The sequence below is a fragment of the Lactococcus sp. NH2-7C genome (assembly GCF_029953655.1).
In the GTDB taxonomy this organism is placed as follows: domain Bacteria; phylum Bacillota; class Bacilli; order Lactobacillales; family Streptococcaceae; genus Lactococcus; species Lactococcus lactis.
Map to the genome: position 1 here is coordinate 1712328 of NZ_CP124538.1, position 16155 is coordinate 1728482.

Annotated in this window: 15 protein-coding genes; 13 read left to right on the plus strand and 2 right to left on the minus strand. The window is 34.1% G+C overall.

Annotation, left to right across the window (positions count from 1 at the left end; all coding sequences use genetic code 11):
• Positions 1 to 155 precede the first annotated feature (155 nt).
• The 10 genes from QJV49_RS08705 (at position 156) to QJV49_RS08750 (ending at position 9229) form a co-directional block, all read left to right on the plus strand.
• Positions 156 to 956, plus strand: coding sequence for a helix-turn-helix domain-containing protein (locus QJV49_RS08705; protein ID WP_225512284.1), 801 nt, complete (start codon positions 156 to 158; stop codon positions 954 to 956).
• Positions 957 to 1175: 219 nt separating this feature from the next.
• On the plus strand, positions 1176 to 1646 hold the full coding sequence (locus QJV49_RS08710; protein ID WP_225512285.1) for a hypothetical protein: 471 nt from the start codon (positions 1176 to 1178) through the stop codon (positions 1644 to 1646).
• A gap of 18 nt (positions 1647 to 1664) precedes the next feature.
• Entirely contained in the window at positions 1665 to 4724 is a 3060-nt protein-coding gene (locus QJV49_RS08715) for a C47 family peptidase (protein ID WP_225512286.1), read from the plus strand.
• Positions 4725 to 4733: 9 nt separating this feature from the next.
• A complete protein-coding gene (locus QJV49_RS08720; protein WP_225512287.1) occupies positions 4734 to 4982 on the plus strand; it encodes a hypothetical protein in 249 nt (82 codons plus the stop codon).
• Entirely contained in the window at positions 4979 to 5527 is a 549-nt protein-coding gene (locus QJV49_RS08725) for a hypothetical protein (protein WP_225512288.1), read from the plus strand. Before QJV49_RS08720 ends, QJV49_RS08725 begins: the two co-directional genes overlap by 4 nt.
• A 702-nt stretch (positions 5528 to 6229) precedes the next feature.
• Positions 6230 to 6694, plus strand: coding sequence for a GyrI-like domain-containing protein (locus QJV49_RS08730; protein WP_010905253.1), 465 nt, complete (start codon positions 6230 to 6232; stop codon positions 6692 to 6694).
• A 64-nt stretch (positions 6695 to 6758) separates the two neighbouring features.
• A complete protein-coding gene (locus QJV49_RS08735; protein WP_225512289.1) occupies positions 6759 to 7604 on the plus strand; it encodes an aldo/keto reductase in 846 nt (281 codons plus the stop codon).
• A gap of 164 nt (positions 7605 to 7768) precedes the next feature.
• Positions 7769 to 8281: a cysteine hydrolase family protein gene (locus tag QJV49_RS08740; RefSeq protein ID WP_225512290.1), complete on the plus strand. Its 513-nt coding sequence runs from the start codon at positions 7769 to 7771 to the stop codon at positions 8279 to 8281.
• A gap of 118 nt (positions 8282 to 8399) precedes the next feature.
• Complete coding sequence (locus tag QJV49_RS08745; protein WP_309568398.1) at positions 8400 to 8948, plus strand: DUF6036 family nucleotidyltransferase; 549 nt, start codon at positions 8400 to 8402, stop codon at positions 8946 to 8948.
• Complete coding sequence (locus tag QJV49_RS08750) at positions 8945 to 9229, plus strand: hypothetical protein (protein WP_003131192.1); 285 nt, start codon at positions 8945 to 8947, stop codon at positions 9227 to 9229. Before QJV49_RS08745 ends, QJV49_RS08750 begins: the two co-directional genes overlap by 4 nt.
• A gap of 37 nt (positions 9230 to 9266) precedes the next feature.
• On the opposite strand, the gene QJV49_RS08755 is transcribed toward QJV49_RS08750, so the two are convergent.
• A complete protein-coding gene (locus tag QJV49_RS08755; protein ID WP_225512292.1) occupies positions 9267 to 10592 on the minus strand; it encodes a LysM peptidoglycan-binding domain-containing protein in 1326 nt (441 codons plus the stop codon).
• 343 nt (positions 10593 to 10935) lie between these two features.
• On the opposite strand from QJV49_RS08755, the gene nrdD reads away from it, so the two are divergent.
• Positions 10936 to 13179, plus strand: coding sequence for an anaerobic ribonucleoside-triphosphate reductase (gene nrdD, locus QJV49_RS08760; RefSeq protein ID WP_225512293.1), 2244 nt, complete (start codon positions 10936 to 10938; stop codon positions 13177 to 13179).
• The gene (nrdG, locus tag QJV49_RS08765; RefSeq protein ID WP_225512373.1) at positions 13176 to 13781 is read left to right on the plus strand and encodes an anaerobic ribonucleoside-triphosphate reductase activating protein; all 606 of its coding nucleotides are present in this window, start codon (positions 13176 to 13178) and stop codon (positions 13779 to 13781) included. Before nrdD ends, nrdG begins: the two co-directional genes overlap by 4 nt.
• A gap of 108 nt (positions 13782 to 13889) precedes the next feature.
• On the opposite strand, the gene QJV49_RS08770 is transcribed toward nrdG, so the two are convergent.
• Complete coding sequence (locus tag QJV49_RS08770) at positions 13890 to 14396, minus strand: DUF2325 domain-containing protein (protein ID WP_225512294.1); 507 nt, start codon at positions 14394 to 14396, stop codon at positions 13890 to 13892.
• Positions 14397 to 14602: 206 nt separating this feature from the next.
• On the opposite strand from QJV49_RS08770, the gene QJV49_RS08775 reads away from it, so the two are divergent.
• The gene (locus QJV49_RS08775; protein WP_225512295.1) at positions 14603 to 15973 is read left to right on the plus strand and encodes a hypothetical protein; all 1371 of its coding nucleotides are present in this window, start codon (positions 14603 to 14605) and stop codon (positions 15971 to 15973) included.
• Positions 15974 to 16155 lie beyond the last annotated feature (182 nt).

The window sequence follows — 16155 nt, forward strand, 5'->3', positions numbered from 1 at the left end:
TGGTGGGTCATTCATTTTTTTCTCCTTTATGGTATAATTTAGTTGATAAATCTAAAAATCAGAGATTTTAGATTTTAAATCTAACTATAATTGTATTTTAGATTATTAATCTAAAAATGTCAACTAATAAATATTAATTTTAGAAAAGAATAAAAATGAACTTTTATGAACGATTACAAGACTTAGCGAAAAAACAAGAAAAATCATTTAATGAAATTGAGCAAGAACTTGGTTTGGGGAAGAATACTCTCTATAGTTATAAAAAAAATCAACCGACGGCTCAACGCTTAAAACAATTTTCGGAATATTTCAATGTGTCTGTTGATTACCTCTTGGGAAGAGCGGGAGGTAATTATACTCAGTATTTTAATAGTGTTAAAGAAAATGTGCGAGCAAATCGATTAAAAAAAGGATTGACACAAAAGCAATTAGCTAAGCTTATTGGAACATCTGTTCGGGATGTACAAGAAGTTGAAGAGGGGACAATGTATCTAAATGATGAAGCTTTGGTTGAATTAGCACTTGTCTTGGAAGTTCCGATTGAACAATTAATGGTTGATAATCCTGAGGTGTCAAAGACCGTACAGGCGGGTTTGATTTTAGAAAGAATAGATACAAATTTTAGATACGAAACTGCTGTTAATGATATTAATGTTATTGAACTACTCTATAAAAAAGTAAGATTTGAAAATGAGAAAGATGAACTATCTGATGAAGACATTGATTTCATTTTAGGTGGAAATACAGGACTTGATAGAGATAGAAAAATAGAACTCATTTCTTTTGAGAATTCTCAATTGGTTATTAATGAGATTGAGAGATTAGAAGAAAAAGTAAAAGAAAAATTGGACTTATATGATGAACTTTTTGGATATTACCAAAGAGGAGAATCACATAAACAATCTTTGAAAGAACTTTACGATGACAGTAATCCTTTTAAATTTAAAAAAAACTGACCACTTAATATGGTCAGTTTTTATATAGGAACTTATTGTAGTAAAAACGAGAAGGAATTCAAATGAGTTTGTAGTAAATTTAATAACTTTTTGAAGTAAAAATAGCAATAATCAAAAAATGTAATCAATCAATAATTGTGTTGTTTTTAGAAAAATTGTATGATATAATATTTTCAGAAAACTTAAAATAAACTTAAGGTAAGCGTTTTAGGAGGGGAAATGAGAAAGAAAAGATGGATGCTTTGGGCAGGCTTGATTATTATGATTGCTGTCGTGATTACAGGTAGTGTATATGCGTTTACTCGACCTCATGAGATGGCTCAACAGAAAATAAAAAAAGTGAGTACTGTCCAATCGAGTTTGAAAGTCTCTGAGAAAAAGGTGGAGGCAAAGGTTTCGAAGTCCTCAACTGTATCTTCAACTTCAGAATCAACCACTCAAAGCTCACAAACAGCAAAATCAACGGCTCAATCGGAAACACAAAACTCAAAAGCAGATTTAAAAGCTTTCAATCAAAAAGCAACAGCTGAAGAAGTTTATGTTAAGTATCCTTATGGAAGAACGATGAATTTCGAACGGGCAACGGATGAAAAATTAAAAGTTCTCGAAAAGGAATATACGCTTAAAGAAATGACAAATTTAAGAGATGACTATGATGGTCAGACGAAATCAGTCATTATTTTTGAATAAAAAATTTAGGAGAAGTTTATGAAAGTGAAATGGAAACCGATTCAATGCTTGGTTAGTTTAGGAGTAGGTTTACTACTTTTTTCAAGTATTGCTCCCTCTGCTGCTGCATTTACCGTTCAACAGTCTGTCAGCAATGAAGATAATGTCTCGGTCAATATCAAGCAAATTGATAATTTTAAAAATCTATTTTCGAATCTTTCGGCAGTACCATCGAATTCTTTAGCACAAACTTTAGTAAGTGTACTTTCTCATGATAAACTGGGAGATTCAGGAAATTTTACAGTAAATGCCTCTATTCAGGACATATTAAGATTTACCTATCCAAATGCTACAAATCAACAATTGAATGGGTTAACTATTAATGGAGAGCAAGCAGTAAAATGGTTAAATCACGTGGGTTATACTGCTACTTTAGTTAATCGTCCTCTTACGACAGATGAAATTAAACAGCAGTTAGATGATTCAGATCCCATAATTCCTATTTTAACCAACCAAAATAATGATGCTTGGTTAAATGAGAGCGTGGCGGGAGTGCTCTATGCACATGATGATGTAGAAGCAGGTACAGAGAAACTTCACAAATCGTTCATAGAATCAGTTGGCTTGGGTGAAGCGATGGTTCAAGATGGTCAAGAAGCACAGCCCATAACATTTCCTGAGCAAAGTAATGTAATCGATCCTATACAAGCTGGTGGTACTTACTTATGGGCACAAACCATCATGAACATTAAGCAAGATCCCTCTGTAAATAATGTTAAAACACTTAATACTAATACAAAAAACGGGGTGTTTGCGTCGAAAGTAACCACCTCTGGAACATATTCTCAAGTCGAATTTACTGAACCACTTCTCAGTGGTTTAAAAAACAAAGTGCCAGATTCTCCTCAAATTACAGCAAGTGCTCAAGTACAAAATAAAGGTTGGCTCCCCGAATCTAAGAATGGAGAGCCGATTGGAACAGAAGGACAAGGTCTCCGAATGGAAGCCTTTAAAGTAGCTCTCTCTCATTTACCCGCAGGAGAAACAGGAGGGATCGCTTATAGCGCTCATGTTCAAGGAATTGGTTGGCAAAATGATGTCGCCAATGGAGGAATTGCTGGAACTGTAGGAAAAGGATTGAGAGTAGAAGCGATTAAAATGCATCTTACAGGTTCTTTAGCTGAACACTATTCAATTTATTATGCTACACAAGTTCAAAATATTGGATGGACGCCTTATGTTAAGGACGGAGAAATATCAGGTACCACAGGAAAGTCACTTCGAGTTGAGACAATAAGTATTCGATTGGTCAAAAAGAAGTTACAAAAAACTCCTTCAGATGAAACTAAACGTTCAGCTGTGGCTTTGGTCAACCTCTATGAAGATGCGAATCATCAAAAAACAGTGGCAGACTTAGAATCTTTCGCAGGAGTTGCTCCAACGGATGCAATTACTTCAAAACACATTATGGATTGGTACCATTTTCTTGGTTTAGAATTTGATACCCAAAATGGACGATTTTCACCAGATAAAGCAAAAAATTTAAGTAAGACAGGACGTTTATACTATACATTCTTGAAAGCTAAGACAGCACCTGATAACATTCAAAATTTTGGGGCGATTGGAATGGGCTACATGGAAAATTCCATGAGTTATAGCCCATATTTGTCTTACTTAAATGAAGACTTTGCTCCATCCGCCTTTTGGTCGCAGAGAAAAAATGAACTTCTGGGACAAATGAATGAACGGATGAAGACGTATGATTATGATAATGTTTTTACTCTTGATGAACAAGGCAAACAACTTTCTGAATATGAAGAAGAAGTAACTCTTTATAACATTCGTGCCAAGGAATCAACGGAAACTGCGAATGTAAATCCACCTGAGAATTCACCTTCAAGTCCAGCAACACCTGTGAATGCTATTAATGCATCTTATCATCCACTAAGCTATTTTAATATTACAGAAACCCAAGGGTCAGAACCATGGTGCTCAGAGTATGTAGCAGCTGCGGAGATTAATACACTTAATCAGGTGAATGGATCGAGTCCACAAGATTCTCGAGTAACCGCTCAAAATCTTATGCAAGCTTATTATCCTGGTATAAGTCTTGACCAACTTAAAACTATGAGTGGAGGGACTATTGAGAATGCTCTGCAAGCTCTTCAAAGCAAGTATCAAGTCACTGCTGATGTAGAAAATCGTGCATTGAGCTTTGACGAAGTTAAAAAAGAATTAGATGCTGGACAAACGATTCAAATAGATGTTAATGATCCAGAAGAAACTGCTCCTCAAGGGTCAGCTGACAATGCTGGACACTCCTTAGCTATTGTGGGTTATGTTTTGCCTGCAGATGGTGACACAACAAAACATGCTCCATATTATGAAGTGTGGAATCCGTGGTGGGAGAAAACTTTCTATGTTTCTAGTAAGGCGCCATATTTTAATTTAGCTGGAACTCAATACAAGTGGACACGGACTTGGCATAATTGGCGCAAAGTGGCAGGAGAAACAAACACTAAAACGTCTCCAGCAATTGCTCAGCAAAAAGTGGCGAGTTCAGCCAATCCAGAAGCGGTTAAAGTGAAAACACTTACTCGATTGACTCCCAAAGTACAACTTTATAATCCTACGACTCCTAATCCAACAGACTATCTCTTTAAAGATTCACCACTCCCTCAGAGTAATGTTTTAAGTCAAATAGTCTCTCAATTAGGTCAGGAAACTACACTATCAACTGTTTTCTCAGGAGATTGTTATGGATATGCTTCACGAAATGGACAATTTAGGGCAAGAAAAAATAATTATAAAAAACCTATAGTTTCAAGTAATAATTCTGGTGCAAAAGATTTTAAAAATGCTATACTAAGTACTATTACTGATAGAAATAAGATTGCAGCATTTGTAGTAAGTGCTGCGGTGGTGATGATGGTTGTAGCTATTCTGGGTGCAATACCTGTTGTTAACTTAGCCGTACCAGTTGCATTACACGCTCTTGAAACTGTTGTAGGAGTTGAGGCAGCAAGGGATTTAATTTGGACATGCGTAGATTATCGTACAGATTTTGATCAAGTCGAAAAGAGTTTCGATAGAATTTAAGGAGCTTTAATGAAAAAGAAATTGTATTTAGCACTCTTATTTTTAATACTGGTGTTTATTGTTTGGATATTTGTAATTGGAAAGCTTTTAGGCCTATCACTTGGTATCTTAGCATTTAATGGGTTAGTATTTACTATATTTGCATATTATATAAGTATTTTAATAAATGGAATTAGGCTGTTAAAAAAAGGTGGTAATGAATTAGTGAATGAATTCTTTTCTGACTTGAAAAAATTTCAAAATAAATACTTCAAATGAATAGTGTACTTAATAATTCGTTAAATATCAAAATAATCGTTGCCATCGTACTTTCTTTAATACCTTTTATAATATATTTTGCTGATAAATTATTTTCTCGAAAATATATTAATGAAAAGAAAATAAATGAAAAAATTATTAAAACTGCCGAACTTGAGTCCTTAATATATGAGGTTCTTTATTCTTGGAATCAAGAACAAATAAAAAATAATGTTTATACTAAAAATTTAATAAAACTTCATACTAAAAATTTATTAGCAAATCAAAGTAAAGGTGAAAAAATATATTACGATGGTGTATTGATTGAAGGAATGTATAATTTTAAAAAAAATACATCCGGTTTTTCAATAATGGTTTGTTATCAATTGAAGTATAAAATTGAATTTCAAAAAGAATGGTATCAGCTTCATCAAAGAATTTCAGATTACTCATTTGATTATATGAATAGAAATAATCAAAGCAAGCAATTGAACATGAAAAAAATTGTGCAGAAATGGTACTTTTCTTACGATGAAGGAATATTAAAAGTTGATAAGTTTATATAATAATGTATAATTAACTTTTTAAATAAAATAAATTTTTATAGAATATAATTAGCTCATAACTCAAAGTTATGGGCTCTTTTATATCTAATATTTAATTTTTTGAAAAAGGTTAAGAGAAGGTAAAATGAAGAAAAAAATCCACTTCCTTATATGGAGGTGGATTTGATTACTCAAATATAAATTTCTCAAAGGTAGAGATTCAATTGATTTTTACTGAAGTGTAACGAAAGCCAAGTTTTTTCAAACACCTCTAAATCAATGTTTTACAAGTCTATTGACTCGTAATGAACCCCTATTTAACTTCTTTAAAAGTATGGGAAAAATTGATAAAGTTTCTGAGAAAAATCTAAAATCCGCTTCATATGAAGTGGATTTTATTTTATACCTATTTCGCTGTTATATTGTGCTTTTGGTTGTGCCTTTGTTTGAATAAATTTATAGAAATAGCATTTCTAGGAGGTTAAGAGTATAGAGTTCTACTTCAGCCATAAGATATAGGATACAAAACTCAGCTGATAAAAGTCAGCCTTGTTAGTATCTCCTCCTTTATTTTAAATTCTAATTCTATTCTATCATTTTTTGAGCGAAATGTTTTTTCATTTTAATTATAAAGTGGTAAAATGACTTTATAACGGTTTCAAAAGAAGCCTTATTGCTTAAAAAAGCAAGAAACATCATTGTCAAAAAGAGTGAGGAGGGGAAGTGAACATCAGAGAAGTTGAAAAGTCATCTTTCTCCATCATTGGAAAAGAAGGCTTAGGTAAAGCACAAGAAGCTGACATTTGGATTCCACCACTCTGGCAAGAAGCAACCAACGCTTTTGAGGAAATTATTCATTTGATTAAGCAGCCACTCACAATTTGGGGGGCCATGTCTGATGAATCAGGGCAATTTAAACCATGGAATAATGGTGGACTCTATCTGGCAGGCGTTGAAGTTGAAAATTCAGCGCAAAAGCCTGAAAATTGGACTAAATGGACACTTCCAGGCTTTCGTTATTTCGTTGTTGAAACAACAACTTATGAAATGAACAAGACTTATTCAGACATGTGGAATTATTTAACTCAAAATGATTTAAAAATTGTTGGAGCAGTACAAGAACATCAATCAATTTCAGCAGAAAATCCTGAAGAGTTAGAACTATGGTTTCCAATTGAAAGAATATAAAAGTCCAAAAAAATTCAGTGACAACAAGTTGTTATATTTTAAAAATTACTAAGGAGAAAAAATCATGGCATTAACAGACACTTATACACTAAACAATGGCATCAAAATTCCAAAAGTTGGTTTTGGAACTTGGCAATCTGCGAGCGGAGAGGAAGCTTATAATGCTGTAAAAACTGCACTTGAAGCAGGTTATCGCCATATTGACACAGCGGCAGTTTATAAAAATGAGGAATCAGTCGGTCAAGCAATTGCTGATTCAGGAATTCCCCGTGAAGAGTTATTCATTACAACAAAACTTTGGGGCGTAGGAACAACAGAAGATGCTGCCAAGGCCTTAGATGAATCCTTGAAAAAATTAGGACTTGACTATGTGGATTTGTACCTCATTCATTGGCCAAATCCTAAAGCATTCCGTCCTGATTTTGAAACACGTAATCTTGCAGTTTGGAAAGCCATGGAAGCAGGCGTAAAAGCTGGTAAAATCCGTGCGATTGGTGTTTCAAACTTCCACCCACGTCACCTAAAACCATTGTTGAAATTTGCTGAAATTAAACCAGCGGTTAACCAAATTATGGTTAACCCAAGTGATCAACAAGAAGAAATTGTAAGTTTTAATGTTGACAACAATATCTTGACTGAGGCTTATAGCCCACTTGGAACAGGTAAAATCTTTGAAGTTCCAGAACTTGCAGACTTGGCAAGTAAATACAATAAGAGTATTGCTCAAGTGGTATTACGTTGGTCTCTTCACAAAGGATATTTACCACTTCCTAAATCAGTAACCCCTGCAAGAATTAAAGAAAATGCAGAAATCTTTGATTTTGATTTAAGTATTGAAGATATTGCTTTTATTGACAGTCTTCATGGAAAAGCTGGTTTGGCTAAAAACCCTGATGAAGTTGATTTCTAAAGAATAATTATGAACATATTTTACTGACAGATTGTTTACATCCCTTAAAAGACAGCAGAAAATTTGATCAGTAATTTAAAAAGGTCTGTCAGTAAAATTTTGCTGACAGGCTTTTTAGATTTTTGCTATAATAAAGAAAAAATATCAAATATCAAGGAGAAATGATGAAAAAAGCACTTGTTTTAGTTGATTTTCAAAATGATTTTATTGACGGAAGTTTGGGCACAAAGGAAGCACAAGCGATTCTTCCCAATGTCATTGAAAAACTCTCTCAATATTCTAAAGAAAATCGTCTTGCAACGCAAGATACCCATTATGAAGACTATTTAACGACACAAGAAGGTAAAAATCTTCCAGTTATTCATTGTCAAAATGGTACTTTTGGTTGGGAAATTCGTAAAGAAGCTCAAGTCGGCTTTGCTAAGATTTTTGAAAAAACAACTTTTGGTTCAAGAACACTGGCAGAATTTATTCGAGATGAAAATTATGATGAAGTTGAACTTGTGGGAATTTGTACGGATATTTGTGTTGTTTCCAACGCCTTGTTAATCAAAGCCTATGCGCCAGAAGTAAAAATAAGCGTTGATGCTTCTTGCTGTGCTGGAGTTTCACCTGAAAAACATTTAGCAGCACTTGAAACAATGCGCTCTTGTCAAATAGAAATCACGAATGCCTAATTTTGGTAAAAAGTTACTGACAGGTCTATCAGTAATTTCAACTTGACAAAATCCTTATGATAATTGATAATGGAGTGAGCAATAAGAAAAATTTTGAAGGTGAGTGCGAGGTATAGATTTGGATTATCATCAATTATTTTCCCGCTTGAACGAAAAACTTTCAGAAGAAAATTTGCAACTTCACTTACACTGTGTTGGTGGTTTCGTGCTTGAATACTATGGAATGAAGGCAACAGAGGATATAGATGCCTTTTATGAAAGTACCGAAAAAGTTGAAAAAATCATTCAAGAAATTGGTGAAGAATTTCATGTCGGAACCTCTAATGAACCTTGGTTGAGTCAAGCAGTCGGCGAAGTCATGTCTCATTCAAAAACGGATGAAACAATTATTTTCGTGGAAAGTCATTTGACTGTTGGTCTGTCATCACTCGAATCTATTCTTATCGATAAAATACAGGCTGGCCGAACCAAAGATGTTCCAGACATCGCAAAAATAATGAAAAAATTAAAAATTGAAAGCCCAGATCCTCTCTTAGAACGATTTAAACATACAGATGGTTCAGCAGACCCAGCGGTCATTTTAGAGGCTTTTAGTTTAGCTTATGGCGAAGAATCCTTAAAAAATTATTTACGAAAAAATCCAAAAATACTGAGGTTATTGCAATGACGTGGATTGAATATCTCCTGAATGCTGCTCAAAAGTCTAAATGGAATTTAGAACTTTGGGTCCGTTATTTAAATAAAGTGATTCAACGGGACAAAATTTTACTTTCAAAAACAGATATTGATTATTTAATGAGTTCTGAAGAATTAACTTCTTTTCAACGCGTTTTTCTTGAACTTGCTCTTGAAAAAGAAACAACACCTTGGGAAATGACTGTTGGTATGTCTGAACCGACTCAATCGATTCATCTTCAGTCTGTTTTAAAAGAATTAAAAAAAGAATGAAAGTTAATTCATTCTTTTTTATTTTATAAGTTATATCTTATTTAATCCGGAGATATTGACCAATTAAAATAGTATCACTTGATAAATGATTCCAAGCCTTGATTGAAGCAATTGGGCTGCCAGATTTTTGTGAAAGTCCCCAAAGCGTATCTCCTTTAACAACCTTATGAATAGAGGTATTTGAAGCCGCGGAAGGGTTAGAAGTTGAACTCGTAGAGGCTGAGCTTGAACCTGTTGAAGAGCTTGAAGAGCCGGCAGATTGTGAAACAATCAAGTTTTGTCCAATATAAATTGTATCAGAACTCAAGTGATTCCAATTTTTGAGTTGAGCAATCGTTGTTTTATATTTGACAGAAAGCCCCCAAAGCGTATCGCCAGATTTAACCTTAATCGTCGTTTGTGACGCTGGTTTAGCAGGAGTTACCGAAGTAGTAGGCGTTGTGCTTGCGGCAGAATTTCCAGAAGCATTTGAACCATTTGTATTAGACGAAGGACTTGAAGTTGTCAATACAAGTTTTTGACCAATATAAATGATTGTACTTTTAAGATTGTTTGCACTTTGGATTTGAGCAACACTAATTCCATATTTTTGCGAAATTCCCCAAAGCGTATCACCAGATTTAACAGTATAAGTGGTTGAGCTTGTACTTGTATTTGAATTATTATTGGTATTTGTAGCTGTTGAACCACCAGTATTAGAAGTACCAGCTGAAGAAGCTCCGTCAAAACGAGTCAGATTATATTGAGAAATAATTCGATTCAGGGAGGCTCCATAATTAGGGTCAGTTGCATATTTTCCTGTTAAAGCTGCGGTTGCATCTTGATAAGTTGCCGCGTTTGCTCGCCAAGCTTTAGCATAATAAGGACCATTTCCGAAGTTTGTAGTTTTTAAAACATAAGCATTATCCTGGAAACTTTGATTAAAGGATGGATAAACCCTGAATGGCATATCTTTTGTGACCCATTTACCATTAAGATATTCTTGAGTTTTAAAAACAACGCTTTTTCCTTGGTAAGTTCCTTGAATACCGAATAAATTATAATAGGGGGCACGAGAAAGTTGGCTTGAACCCCAGTTACTTTCCAAAATAGCTTGGGCAATCATGACTGAAGGATAAAGACCATTACTATCGGCAACTGGTTTTGCTGATGCAGCAATACTTTCAATAAAAGCTTCTGTCGAATTGGTTGCAGCCTGAACCATTGGGCTTGTTTGTTGGAGCAAAAGCTCATGAGTGGTCGTCAAAGTTCCTGCAATGAGAACGGCGCCAGCAAATTTAGTCGCTGGTTTATAAAAAGCCAGTGGTTTTTTGGCTTTCTTTTTTAAATGTCTATTTTTAACTTTAATACGAGAAACTGGCATAAATAATTCCTTTCCTGAAAATACAGAATAAAATAAGTACTACCTTATTTTACCACGGTTAATGGAAGAAAAAGATGACAATTATGTGGCGGTTTGTAAACGTTTTTTATTTAATGTTTTATATTGGCTAGAAAATGTGAGAATTTGGAGAAAAAATCTGATTTAAGACGTATTAGTTACATTTTGAATACAAGTGGATTATATTTTGCTTTATGAAATTGAGAAAAGGGAATGAAAACAAGCAACACAAGATATTGTGTGTGTTTACATAATTTAACCTATATATTGTGTCATTTCTGAGAATTTGATAAAATAGATGATGTAATTGAAGAGGATGGTTAATATGAAAAGTGAAGTAAAATATCAAGATGTAACACTAGAAGAAATTAATGTGATAAAGCGTGACGGACGCTCAGTGAAATTTAACAGTGAGAAAATTTTTGATGCTTTGACTAAAGCGGCTAAAAAAGTTGAACTGACAGATATGGCGGTTCTTTCAGAGCTTACTGACAGAGTAGTCAGTGAAATCTTTACTCGTTTTTCTGAAAATGTCAAAATTTATGAAATTCAATCCATCGTTGAGCAAGAACTCCTTGAGTCTGGAGAAACTCAATTGGCTGAAGAGTATATCTCTTATCGTGCTAACCGTGATTTGGCACGTACTAAAGCAACAGATATCAATTTCACGATTGAAAAATTAATTAATCGCGACCAAACTGTCGTTAATGAAAATGCCAATAAAGATTCTAACGTTTTTAATACTCAACGTGATTTGACAGCTGGTGCGGTTTCCAAAGCAATTGGTTTGAAACTTCTTCCACCACATGTGGCAAATGCTCACCAAAAAGGTGATATTCATTATCATGACCTTGATTATAGTCCATTTACTACAATGTCTAACTGTTGTTTGATTGACTTTAAAAATATGTTTGAAAATGGCTTTAAACTTGGAAATGCGCAAGTAGATTCGCCAAAATCAATTCAAACAGCAACTGCTCAAGCCAGTCAAATCATCGCTAATGTAGCTAGTTCGCAATATGGTGGTTGTTCATTTGACCGTGCCGATGAAGTATTGGCACCTTACGCGAAGTTAAATTATAAAAAACATTTAAAAGATGCACAAAAATGGATCGATGGTGCTGAAAAACAAGAAGCTTACGCTCGTGAAAAAACAGCCAAAGATATCTATGATGCAATGCAATCTTTAGAATATGAAATTAATACTTTGTTTACTTCAAATGGTCAAACGCCTTTTGTAACGGTTGGTTTTGGTCTTGGAGATGATTGGTATGCGCGTGAAATTCAAAAAGCAATTTTAAAAGTACGGATTGGTGGTTTAGGTTCAGAACACCGTACTGCTATTTTCCCTAAATTAATTTTCACACTCAAACGTGGACTTAACCTCGAAATAGGGACACCAAACTATGACATCAAAGAACTTGCGCTTGAATGTTCAACAAAACGGATGTACCCTGATATTTTGAGCTATGATAAAATTGTTGAATTAACAGGTTCATTTAAAGCTTCAATGGGTTGTCGTTCATTCTTGCAAGGCTGGAAAGATGAAAATGGGAATGACGTGACTGCTGGACGTAATAATCTTGGAGTTGTTACAGTTAACCTTCCACGTATTGCTCTTGAAGCCGCTGGAAATAAAGAAAAATTCTGGGAAATCTTCAATGAAAGAATTGAAATTGCTCATGATGCGCTTGCCTTTCGTGTTGAACGTGCTAAAGAAGCACAACCTAAAAATGCACCTATTCTCTTTATGAATGGTGCATTGGGACGCCTTGATGCCGAAGGTTCAGTTGATGAATTGTACAATAAAGAACGTGCAACTGTAAGTTTAGGTTACATTGGACTTTATGAAGTGGCGACTACTTTTTATGGCCCAACTTGGGAAAATAATCCTGAAGCTAAAGCTTTTACAATTGAAATTGTGAAACGAATGCATGAAGATTGTGAAGATTGGTCTAAAGCCTCTGGTTATCATTATTCTGTTTACTCAACACCGTCAGAAAGTTTAACTGACCGTTTCTGCCGAATGGATAAAGAAAAATTCGGTTCAGTTGCAGATATTACTGACAAAGATTACTATACTAATTCTTTCCACTATGATGTGCGTAAAAATCCAACTCCATTTGAAAAATTAGAGTTTGAAAAAGACTATCCTGTTTATGCCAATGGTGGATTCATTCATTACTGTGAATATCCCGTTCTTCAACAAAATCCGAAAGCTCTTGAAGCAGTTTGGGACTTTGCCTACGATCGCATTGGATATCTTGGAACAAATGCACCAATTGACCACTGCTATGCTTGTGGCTTTGAAGGAGATTTTGCGGCAACGGAACGTGGATTTAAATGTCCACAATGTGGCAATGATGATCCTAAAACCTGTGATGTTGTCAAGAGAACTTGTGGATACCTTGGAAATCCGCAAGCACGCCCAATGGTTCATGGTCGTCACAAAGAAATTTCATCACGTGTAAAACATATGAATGGTTCTGTCGGAGCTTTGAGCGATGGAAATTTGATTGATTCAGTTGAAGTTGACGAAGCAAAATCAAAATATTTTGCGGAGAAATAAGTATGAACAATCCAAAACCAGGAGAATGGAGAGCTGATGAACTCTCACAAAATTATATTGCAGATTATAAACCCTTCAATTTCGTTGATGGCGAAGGGGTGCGCTGCTCACTCTATGTGAGCGGCTGTATGTTTCATTGCGAGGGCTGCTATAATCAAGCCACTTGGTCATTTCGTTATGGAACGCCCTATACCAAAGAGCTTGAAGATAAAATTATGGCTGACCTTGCTCAGCCTTATGTCCAAGGTCTGACACTTCTTGGTGGGGAACCTTTCTTGAATACGACATTTTTGATTCCTTTGCTCAAACGGATTCGTCGTGAGTTACCGGATAAAGATATTTGGTCATGGACAGGTTATACATGGGAAGAGATGCTGCTTGAAACAGATGACAAATTAGAAATGCTTGATTTGTTAGATATTCTAGTTGACGGTCGTTTTGAATTATCAAAGAAAAACTTAATGCTCCAATTCCGTGGGTCATCAAATCAGCGGATTATCGATGTACCAAAATCTCGAAAACAAGGACAAATTGTCATTTGGGAAAAACTCAATGATGGTGAAAAAACTTTTGAACAAATTCATAAAGAAAAATTAATTTAAAAGTTACTGATGGACATTTGAGTATATCCGTAAACACTAAAGTGCCAACGACTATGTTCTGACAGAAATTCTATCACTAAAAATAAGCACTGACAAATGCGTCAGTGCTTATTTTTTAAATAATTTTGTAAAATCTGGTTCGTCGTCAGTAATTTTGAAATCTTTTAGCGCCGATTTTAGAGGGAGATGTTTCTTTTTTCCTTTTAAATAATTTTGACTTTCTTTGCTTTGGGCACTTTCGGCTAAAGAATTTTGCTTTTGCAGAACTCTATTTTCATTTTTCCTTTTGCTTTTCTTATTTTGTTCGGTGCTTTCAAAAGATTCATCTGGAAAAGTTTGAGAAAGTTGCTTGATAATGGTTTCTAAACCAAAATTACTACTAATCCAAAAGGGTGTATCGGTTGCTTTACAAGCATCTTTAGCAAATTGAACTGAATGATGAGCCACATTACGGTTTCTCATAACGACGAAATCAGCTTTGGCAACAAGCTGTTCAATCTCAAATCGATTAGGCTTTTTCTTATCAAAACCAAGAAAAGCAACACCAATTTTAGCCAAACCTTCTCTAAAATCATGCCAATATTTAACTTCACATAGAATAAGAACTGTTTTCATATCATTCCTAACTAATTGTCTTTTCTTCACAAACAGAAGATGATTTATAGTATTATAGCACAATTTGAAATTAACATTTTAAAAAAAGATTATGTTAAAAAAATATTAATAAAATAAAAAAATAATTTTATTATTAGAAAAAGGTTGAAAAATGAAGGATAACTTTATAAAATGAAAGAGAAAAGTTTTTTATTAAAAGGAGAATTATGGAAAAGTTTAAAGAGAATTTGAGCCCAGTTTTGAGAGTCGTTGGATTTGTACTAGCCGCATTATTTTTGTTTGTGATTGCGAAAACTGTTAATAGTATCTTCGGATTAATTATTTTTTTAGGGCTCATAGGATTCGCTATTTATTATGGATTAAGTGGAAGAAAGAATGCCACAAATTATATTTCCAAAATTAGTAATAAAGCGCTTCTGATTGTTACACTTATTTTGTTTGTTGTAAGTACGGGTGCATTGACCGTCCATAGTAATCAAGTTGAATTAAAAGAGTCTAGAATCGAACTAGAAAACTCTAATGATCAACTTTCAAATTTATCCTTAGACTATGTATCGAAAGCAACGCAAAGAAAAGTTAAAGATGAACAAAAAGATACTCGTGAAATTAATAAGAGCAAAAATAACGCAAGCATAAAAGCCGAAACAAAAAGACTCAACCGTCTCATCTCAATTGCAAAATCAGAGCAAAAAGTCGTCAATAAGATTTTGTCCCAATCTGCTGAACTTAAAAATGATGAGAATATTTTATTAGAAGACAAAGCAGATATTGATAAATTAGAGAAAAAGGCAAATAATTATCAATCCTTGAGTTCTTATAAAAAAGAATCTGAGAATTTACTAGCACTCATCTCGGTTCACAATCAAAGAGAAGAGCAACTAAAAGCAGTCGCAACAACTCTAAAAGATAAAAATTTATCAACACAAGATAAAAGTAAATTAGACAAATTAGTTCTAGAAATAAAAATAGCTAGAAAAGCATCAGATATTAAAGATAAGATTTCTGAGATAAATACTGCTTTAGAAACTGCAAAATCTAATATTCAAATAAAAAAAGAAGTAGATGATCAGAAGGAAAAACTTAGTTCAACAATAAAAAGTGCTCAAAGTTTACTGAATGATTCATACATCTCATCTAGTGATAAAGTACTAATTCAAGACAGTCTGGATTTAGTTAATAAAGCTCAAACACTTGATGACCTAGATAAAGCTGCACAAAATCTTATTGAAAATACGAGTAAGGTTCAGATTAATAATGAATCTGCCAAAGAAATGGCAGATAAGAAAAAAAGAGATGATGAGCAAAAAAGAATAGCAGAGGAAAAAGCTGCCACTCAAGCTGCAGCTTCTCAAGAAAAGGAAAGTGCTCAATCCAATTCTGAAGTATCAGGTGGTAATTATAGCACTAATACATCTGGATGGGGCGTAGCTCAATCTGGCTATTGTTTTTATCGTTCAAATAGTAAAAAATATTATAGTTCGGTAGCTAATCCTGGTAACTATACTTATATGACTATCAGTGAAGCACAAGGTCTTGGAGGAACACCGGGGCATAGTAATGGCTCTGCTCATACTTAATTCAACTCGTTTAGTCTAATTTATTAAAAATACAAATCTAAAAAGTTGACCATATAAAAATAAAGTGGTAAATTAATAACAGATGGGTATGGTGCACACCCGAAACCATTTCAAGAAATAGCTTGAATCTAATGGCGCCTACAATACAAACCTTTTTGTGTTGTAGTCTGCCATTTTTTCTT

Excerpts from the sequence above, each read along its gene's own strand:
- QJV49_RS08725 (WP_225512288.1), top strand. The coding sequence starts at position 4,979 with ATGAATAGTGTACTTAATAATTCGTTAAATATCAAAATAATCGTTGCC.
- QJV49_RS08720 (WP_225512287.1), top strand. The coding sequence starts at position 4,734 with ATGAAAAAGAAATTGTATTTAGCACTCTTATTTTTAATACTGGTGTTT.
- QJV49_RS08705 (WP_225512284.1), top strand. The coding sequence starts at position 156 with ATGAACTTTTATGAACGATTACAAGACTTAGCGAAAAAACAAGAAAAA.
- nrdD (WP_225512293.1), top strand. The coding sequence starts at position 10,936 with ATGAAAAGTGAAGTAAAATATCAAGATGTAACACTAGAAGAAATTAAT.
- QJV49_RS08740 (WP_225512290.1), top strand. The coding sequence starts at position 7,769 with ATGAAAAAAGCACTTGTTTTAGTTGATTTTCAAAATGATTTTATTGAC.
- QJV49_RS08775 (WP_225512295.1), top strand. The coding sequence starts at position 14,603 with ATGGAAAAGTTTAAAGAGAATTTGAGCCCAGTTTTGAGAGTCGTTGGA.
- QJV49_RS08735 (WP_225512289.1), top strand. The coding sequence starts at position 6,759 with ATGGCATTAACAGACACTTATACACTAAACAATGGCATCAAAATTCCA.
- QJV49_RS08770 (WP_225512294.1), bottom strand. The coding sequence starts at position 14,396 with ATGAAAACAGTTCTTATTCTATGTGAAGTTAAATATTGGCATGATTTT.
- QJV49_RS08710 (WP_225512285.1), top strand. The coding sequence starts at position 1,176 with ATGAGAAAGAAAAGATGGATGCTTTGGGCAGGCTTGATTATTATGATT.
- QJV49_RS08755 (WP_225512292.1), bottom strand. The coding sequence starts at position 10,592 with ATGCCAGTTTCTCGTATTAAAGTTAAAAATAGACATTTAAAAAAGAAA.
- QJV49_RS08715 (WP_225512286.1), top strand. The coding sequence starts at position 1,665 with ATGAAAGTGAAATGGAAACCGATTCAATGCTTGGTTAGTTTAGGAGTA.
- QJV49_RS08750 (WP_003131192.1), top strand. The coding sequence starts at position 8,945 with ATGACGTGGATTGAATATCTCCTGAATGCTGCTCAAAAGTCTAAATGG.